Genomic DNA, 5,793 nt, shown 5'->3' on the forward strand with positions numbered 1-5,793 from the left:
GAACAGTGAACAGTATAGGATGCCAGCTACTATTGAAAATCAAAGGGAGCGAAGCGACTTCCTTCAACTCTTCATTTTTCATTCTTAACTCTTCATTCATTTGTAGCAGTGCTCCTCCGCTGGAAAAATGCCGTTTCTCACCTCTTCGGCGTACTTTCCGACTGCTTCTCTCACCGCTTCTGCCCCATTCATATAGCGTTTGACGAATTTGGGTTTGAAGGCTTCGAAAAAGCCCAGCATGTCGGACCATACGAGTACCTGTCCGTCGGTATCCTTTCCGGCACCGATGCCGATGACCGGAATCGAGACTGCCTTGGTCACCGCACGCCCCAGATCAGGCGTTACACCCTCGACAACCAGTGCAAACGCGCCGGCGGCTTCGATCGCTTTGGCATCCTTGATGACTTTCGCGAAACTCGTTTCGTCACGTCCCTGGACGATATAGCCCCCTTCGGAGCGAACCGATTGGGGCATGAGCCCCACATGGCCCATGACGGCAATTGCGTTGCTGCACAGATGTTCCACAAGTTCCGCCCGTTCGAGGCCTCCCTCTATTTTAACGGCATCGGCATGGGTCTGCTGAAAAACTCTGACGGCATTGGCAAGAGCTTCCTCTTTGGTATTGGTGGTGCCGAAAGGCATGTCGCAGATGACGAAACTTTCCGGTGCGCCGTTGCAGACGGCGCGGGTATGGTAGATCATCTGATCGAGTGTTGCCGACAGGGTGTCGGGTTCACCGAGAAAACTCATGTTGAGGCTGTCCCCTACGAGCAGTAGATCCGCCGCATCGGCAAACAGTGATGCGAAAAGTGCATCGTAGGCAGTGATCATAACCAGTTTACGGTCACGTTTTGCCGTTTTCAGTGATGTGATCGTCTCTTTTTTCCCCATTTCCTATCCATCCTGACAGGCTCAGCCGTCTTCGTTGAAAGTAGGTGATTCTATCCAAAAAAAGGTAAAAGTGGTATAATTGCAATCAAACGGGAGGTGTCTATGGGCATCCGGACTCGGTTGGAACAGCAGTTCGATTATGATATTGTCGATGAATTTCTTGATCATTTCGATATTATGACCGAGGTTATGGAACCGACTATTATCGCCCTTGAAAAAGAGCCGCTGCGCGATGAAAAAATCAATGAACTTTTCCGTCTTTTCCATAATATCAAATCGGCCTCTTCGTTTCTTCGACTGGAGCGTATTCAGCTTGTCGCCGAACTGGCCGAGGAGATGATGGAGAGGCTTCGCAGCAACAGTTCGAACGTCGATGCCGAGATTATAGACTGGCTTTTGGTGGTAAGCGATCAGTTGCGCGACTGGTATCTGCAGATCAGCAATGACGGGGAACTCGAAGACACCAGTCCGAAGATATTGAAAATACCGGAGTAACGACCTTTGAAAAAACTTGTAGCCTATATTACGACCGGATATCCGGAGAAACAGTTTACCGTCGATTTGGCACTTTCGCTGGCCGAGGCGGGTGTCGATTCGCTGGAGCTCGGCATACCCTTTTCCGATCCCGTTGCCGACGGGCCCGTCATCGAAGCGGCCAATCTCTTCGCCCTGCGCAATGGCTTCAAAATGGCCGATCTGCTGGAGGTGAGTGAAACCATCGCACCGGAAATCGATACATTGTGGATGGGATATTTCAATCCCTTCTATCATAGAGGTATCGACTTTTTCCTGGACCGAGCGGTGGAATATGGTGTAAGTGGGTTCATCATTCCCGACCTTCCCCATGAGGAGGGTGCGACCTACCGATCAAAATTCGATAAAAAGGGTGTGGCGCTTATCGAGTTCGTGGCACCGACCGATTCGCGGGCGCGAATTGCCGAACTTGTCAGAGATGCCAGAAAGTTCATCTACATGGTCGCCTATGCCGGCATTACCGGTGCAGAGAAAAGTGAATCGCTGGAACCGATTATCGCCGCCGTTCGTGAACATACCGATACGCCACTCTATATCGGTTTTGGCGTGAACGAAAAGACGGCGAAAGAGAAAGCGAAGGGTGTCGACGGTGTCATCGTCGGCAGTGCTTTTGTCAGAATTTTGCTTAAAGAAAACTTGACAAACACACAAAAGATTGATAAGATAACCGCACTTGCCCGTCAGATCAAGGAGTTGATCAACGAGTAAAGGCAAGAATACGTTGTTTGCCCTGCGCTTTTATTTTGAAGAAGCGCGGTTTGGCTGCGCGTGAGCCCGCTGCTGAAGCGAACTCAGCGTTAGCGTAGGCATAAAGAGCTTTGCTCTGTTGCCGTGTTTTTCAAAATGGGGTTGACTTGGCTTCGACAGGAGCAGGCGATTCCTGGCTGCATGTCGGGTTGAACATCCCGTAATCACTGTTCACATTGCAATAAACGCAAACAACACAAATTACCGCCCTGCTTACGCATACGCTGCGTAAGTTTAACTAACCTTTAGGGCTGCTCTCACTGCTGACGCCATATAGGCAGATTTTGGGAGTATCACACGCTTATGGCTATATCTGCAGGGTGTCTCGCCTGCAGACGAACTTTCGAGGCTCGCACAGCGTAGCTTTGGACATTGCGCGAAGCTGTGTCAAACATAGCAATGTCGTCTAAACATGTAGACGCCAGGAGTTGCTTGTTTCTGGACAGGGGTTCGATTCCCCTCAACTCCACCAAGTGACTTCAAACTCTTCTATAACAGATTCTCCATTCCATGACGCGATAGACATGTTGTATAGAGAGATTTTCTGGACTCTGTTGTTTACCATCTTTTTCCCTCTATTTTTCTCTTAAGCCGATGCCGGACCAGATTTTTGATTTTGAGCATGTATATTATGAATAGATTTTTCTTTGCAGAAATTGGTGCGCCACAATAGGCTCTGTGGAACTACCTGTAGATAAAATGAGAGTATGGCCGATTTTATCAAGGAAAAAAGAGGTCGATATAAGACAGATAGATCGAATATCAAGATGGTGAAACGGAAAAAGAGATGGGTTCTAAACAACTACTCTCACATTCCCGCGATTCAGAAAAAGGAAAACAGATGAAAATTATCCGACTGAGTATGGCAGCTTTGATGATCGGTACTCTATTGACGGATGTCATGGCCGATGATGGCGATGTGCCGAAGAGATCGTTGAAAGCGAATCGCGTCTTGGTTTACAATGTCGTGCCGTCGGAAGTCGATACGCTGAAAGATATGCTGATGGAAGGGGAGTTTTACGGACGCTTGCGTCTCAATACTTTTTATTGGGATTGGTCGGAAGAGCCGATAGCCATCATCAACGGTACGGAAGAAAAGTTGAGAAAAGATAATTGGTCAGCCGGACTGGGAGCCAGTTTGATGTACAAATCGGCATACTATCATGGCATTGGCTTCACTCTTGATGGATATACCAGTCAAAATCCGTGGCACATGGATGCCGAGGATGTTGTGTATATAAAAGCAGGCAAAGATGTATTGAGCCGCTACGATGTATGGAATTCGGATGATTGGCATATGAATGTGCTTGCCCAACTCTTTCTGGAGTACAAATTCGCCAAGTCGAACTTCAGATTCGGGCGGCAGAAATTCGAAAGTTTTCTGACGAAGAGCAACGATACGAAAATGATTCCCAACACGTTCGAGGGGTATACGCTGACATCGGACTATGTCCACAAAACCGCAATCAAACTGGCTTATTTGACGAAACAGAAGCTTCGTGACCATACCCGGTTTCATGATCTCATCACTTTCAAAAATTCGGATGGCGAAAGGTGGGGCAACAACGACGATGCCGGAGTCCATAGGGGTTTGTCATATCAGAACTTTGAAAATGCCGGAGAGGAGACGGATCACGATCTGATTGTTGCCGAGATTTGGAACCAGTCGATCGACAACCTGAAAGTCATGGTCAATTATACCGGTGTGCCGGATGTTCTTTACGATCTGACCGGTGAAGCACATTACACATTCAAAGCGGGTGATTTCAACATCATACCCGGCATCCGCTATATGTATCAGTTCGATAACGGAGGGGGAGATATCGGAGGAGCGAGTTTGACAGGAGTTTTGGCCAATTACAGTGGTGGTGACGACTTTGGATACGATGACCCGGAATCACTGAAGAGTTGGCTTTTTGCCGCGCGCGTCGATCTGAAAAGCGACGCACCGTGGAAAGTACGTCTGGGTTATTCCAAAATTGCCGATAAAGCCGATATCGTAGCACCGTGGCGGGGATTCCCTACCGGAGGATTTACCCGCGCGATGGGGCAGTACAATTGGATGGCCAATACGACAACCTTTATGCTGCGCGGCGATTACGACTTTGGAAAAGCCGGAATCGTTTCGGGCTTGACGGCGATGTTCCGATTGGCATACGAGGATTATGACGATGGCAAGAGAGGACGTTTGCAATCGGGACAAACCATCAATCTTCAACCGACGGATCGAACAGTCCTGCATTTGGACGCCATACAAAAGATCGCAGCACTACCCGGTTTGGAAGCACGGGTGCGAATGGCCTTTGTCATGGCGGATGACGATAAAGTTGTCACCGATTCAGGTACAAGTACGACGGACCCATCCTACAATGAATACCGTTTCGAACTCAATTATCTCTTCTGACGAATCTGGCGCAAAGATCCATGCCGTGTCGCGGCTGTTCAGCAGTTGTCTTTGATCGAAGTTGAAATGAAAGGGGTAGGGTGATCTCCGGTTTTCTTTCACCTTTTGCCGTTCAGGATCTCTATTCGCGTCAACAAGCCCCATTTTGCAACCCCAATTTGTCTGTTGAAGATTTTCCAGGGTTTGAGCTTGGGTGGCCCGGGATCGAAAGGGTTTATATCCTACCTGTGATATCATTACTCCAAAAGGAGTGACATATGATTTCCGAAAGCACTTCCCCCATTGTAAAGCATCTCGTCAACCGTCTGCGTGACGCCCATACCGATGCGTTCATGTTCCGATGGCTCCTCAAAGAGATAACCAAACAGCTGCTGGCCGAGTCGTACGATTCACTGCCTCTGATGGAAAAGAAGGTTCCGACATGGCAGGGCAATTTTGTCGGTACCTTCATCGACGAAACACGGATCACCTGTATTTCGATACTCCGTGCCGCGTTGCCGATGCAGGAGGGTGTCATGGAGACGCTCGGCGATATCGAAGGCGGGTTTCTGGCGATGAAACGGGATGAAGAGACGCATGAAAGCAGGCTCTATTACGATCGTGTTCCCGATCTGTCCGGCAAAGTGGTCATCGTTGTCGACCCGATGGTGGCGACGGGAGGATCGCTGCACGATGCGCTGGAGCTTATACAAAGGCGCAAGCCCGCGAAGATCTTGACACTCAATGTAATCGGAGCGAAAGAGGGTGTCGAAAAGGCGTCGGCCGCGTTTCCGGATGTCGACATCCATATTGCCCAGATCGACCCGATTCTCAATAAAGATGCCTACATCGTTCCGGGACTCGGTGATGCGGGGGATCGGGCGTTCAATACGCCGGAATAGAAAAAAGTGGGGAGTGAGACGCTTCGCTTAGTGGGAAGTAAGAAGTGGGAAGTATTATCGAGAATGGTCGCTACGCGACTTTTATTTTTAACGATCTCCACGTGAAGCACCGTTCATGCAAAAACACGACCCACTTCCCACTTCCCACTTCCCACTCCTCACTCCTCACTGTCCACTTAAACCGGCAGGTATACTTTGTCGATCATCTCCTGATACTCCGCTGCCACATCGCTGTCGATCGTGATGCCGCCGCCGCTTTTATAGACCAAACCTTCAGATGTCTGCTCAATGAAGCGGATCATCACGGCACTCTCCACACTTTTCCCGTCGAAAATG

6 protein-coding genes and 1 other RNA gene are annotated in these 5,793 nt (G+C 49.2%); 5 read left to right on the forward strand and 2 right to left on the reverse strand.

Going from position 1 to position 5,793, the window contains the following annotated elements; genetic code table 11:
- Window positions 1–96: 96 nt before the first annotated feature.
- Complete coding sequence (gene panB / locus Q1K24_RS02460) at window positions 97–891, reverse strand: 3-methyl-2-oxobutanoate hydroxymethyltransferase (RefSeq protein ID WP_300365443.1); 795 nt, start codon at window positions 889–891, stop codon at window positions 97–99.
- A 102-nt stretch (window positions 892–993) separates the two neighbouring features.
- Here panB and Q1K24_RS02465 point away from each other — a divergent pair, with 102 nt between their 5' ends.
- From Q1K24_RS02465 to upp, 5 genes are all read left to right on the forward strand, one after another.
- The gene (locus tag Q1K24_RS02465) at window positions 994–1,386 is read left to right on the forward strand and encodes an Hpt domain-containing protein (protein WP_300365446.1); all 393 of its coding nucleotides are present in this window, start codon (window positions 994–996) and stop codon (window positions 1,384–1,386) included.
- A 6-nt stretch (window positions 1,387–1,392) separates the two neighbouring features.
- Window positions 1,393–2,133, forward strand: a complete 741-nt coding sequence (trpA, locus tag Q1K24_RS02470; protein WP_300365449.1) for a tryptophan synthase subunit alpha — start codon at window positions 1,393–1,395, stop codon at window positions 2,131–2,133.
- Window positions 2,134–2,270: 137 nt separating this feature from the next.
- Window positions 2,271–2,644, forward strand: a transfer-messenger RNA (tmRNA) gene (ssrA, locus tag Q1K24_RS02475).
- A 369-nt stretch (window positions 2,645–3,013) separates the two neighbouring features.
- Entirely contained in the window at window positions 3,014–4,576 is a 1,563-nt protein-coding gene (locus Q1K24_RS02480) for an OprD family outer membrane porin (RefSeq protein ID WP_300365452.1), read from the forward strand.
- Window positions 4,577–4,833: 257 nt separating this feature from the next.
- Window positions 4,834–5,457, forward strand: a complete 624-nt coding sequence (gene upp / locus Q1K24_RS02485; protein WP_300365455.1) for a uracil phosphoribosyltransferase — start codon at window positions 4,834–4,836, stop codon at window positions 5,455–5,457.
- A 176-nt stretch (window positions 5,458–5,633) separates the two neighbouring features.
- On the opposite strand, the gene Q1K24_RS02490 is transcribed toward upp, so the two are convergent.
- The coding region (locus Q1K24_RS02490; protein WP_300365464.1) for a chorismate-binding protein at window positions 5,634–5,793 on the reverse strand (160 nt) is incomplete at its 5' end.

This window comes from Hydrogenimonas sp., from assembly GCF_029932565.1.
Lineage (GTDB): Bacteria > Campylobacterota > Campylobacteria > Campylobacterales > Hydrogenimonadaceae > Hydrogenimonas.

Coding starts and splice junctions, on each gene's coding strand:
- upp (WP_300365455.1), top strand. CDS start 4,834: ATGATTTCCGAAAGCACTTCCCCCATTGTAAAGCATCTCGTCAACCGT.
- panB (WP_300365443.1), bottom strand. CDS start 891: ATGGGGAAAAAAGAGACGATCACATCACTGAAAACGGCAAAACGTGAC.
- Q1K24_RS02465 (WP_300365446.1), top strand. CDS start 994: ATGGGCATCCGGACTCGGTTGGAACAGCAGTTCGATTATGATATTGTC.
- Q1K24_RS02480 (WP_300365452.1), top strand. CDS start 3,014: ATGAAAATTATCCGACTGAGTATGGCAGCTTTGATGATCGGTACTCTA.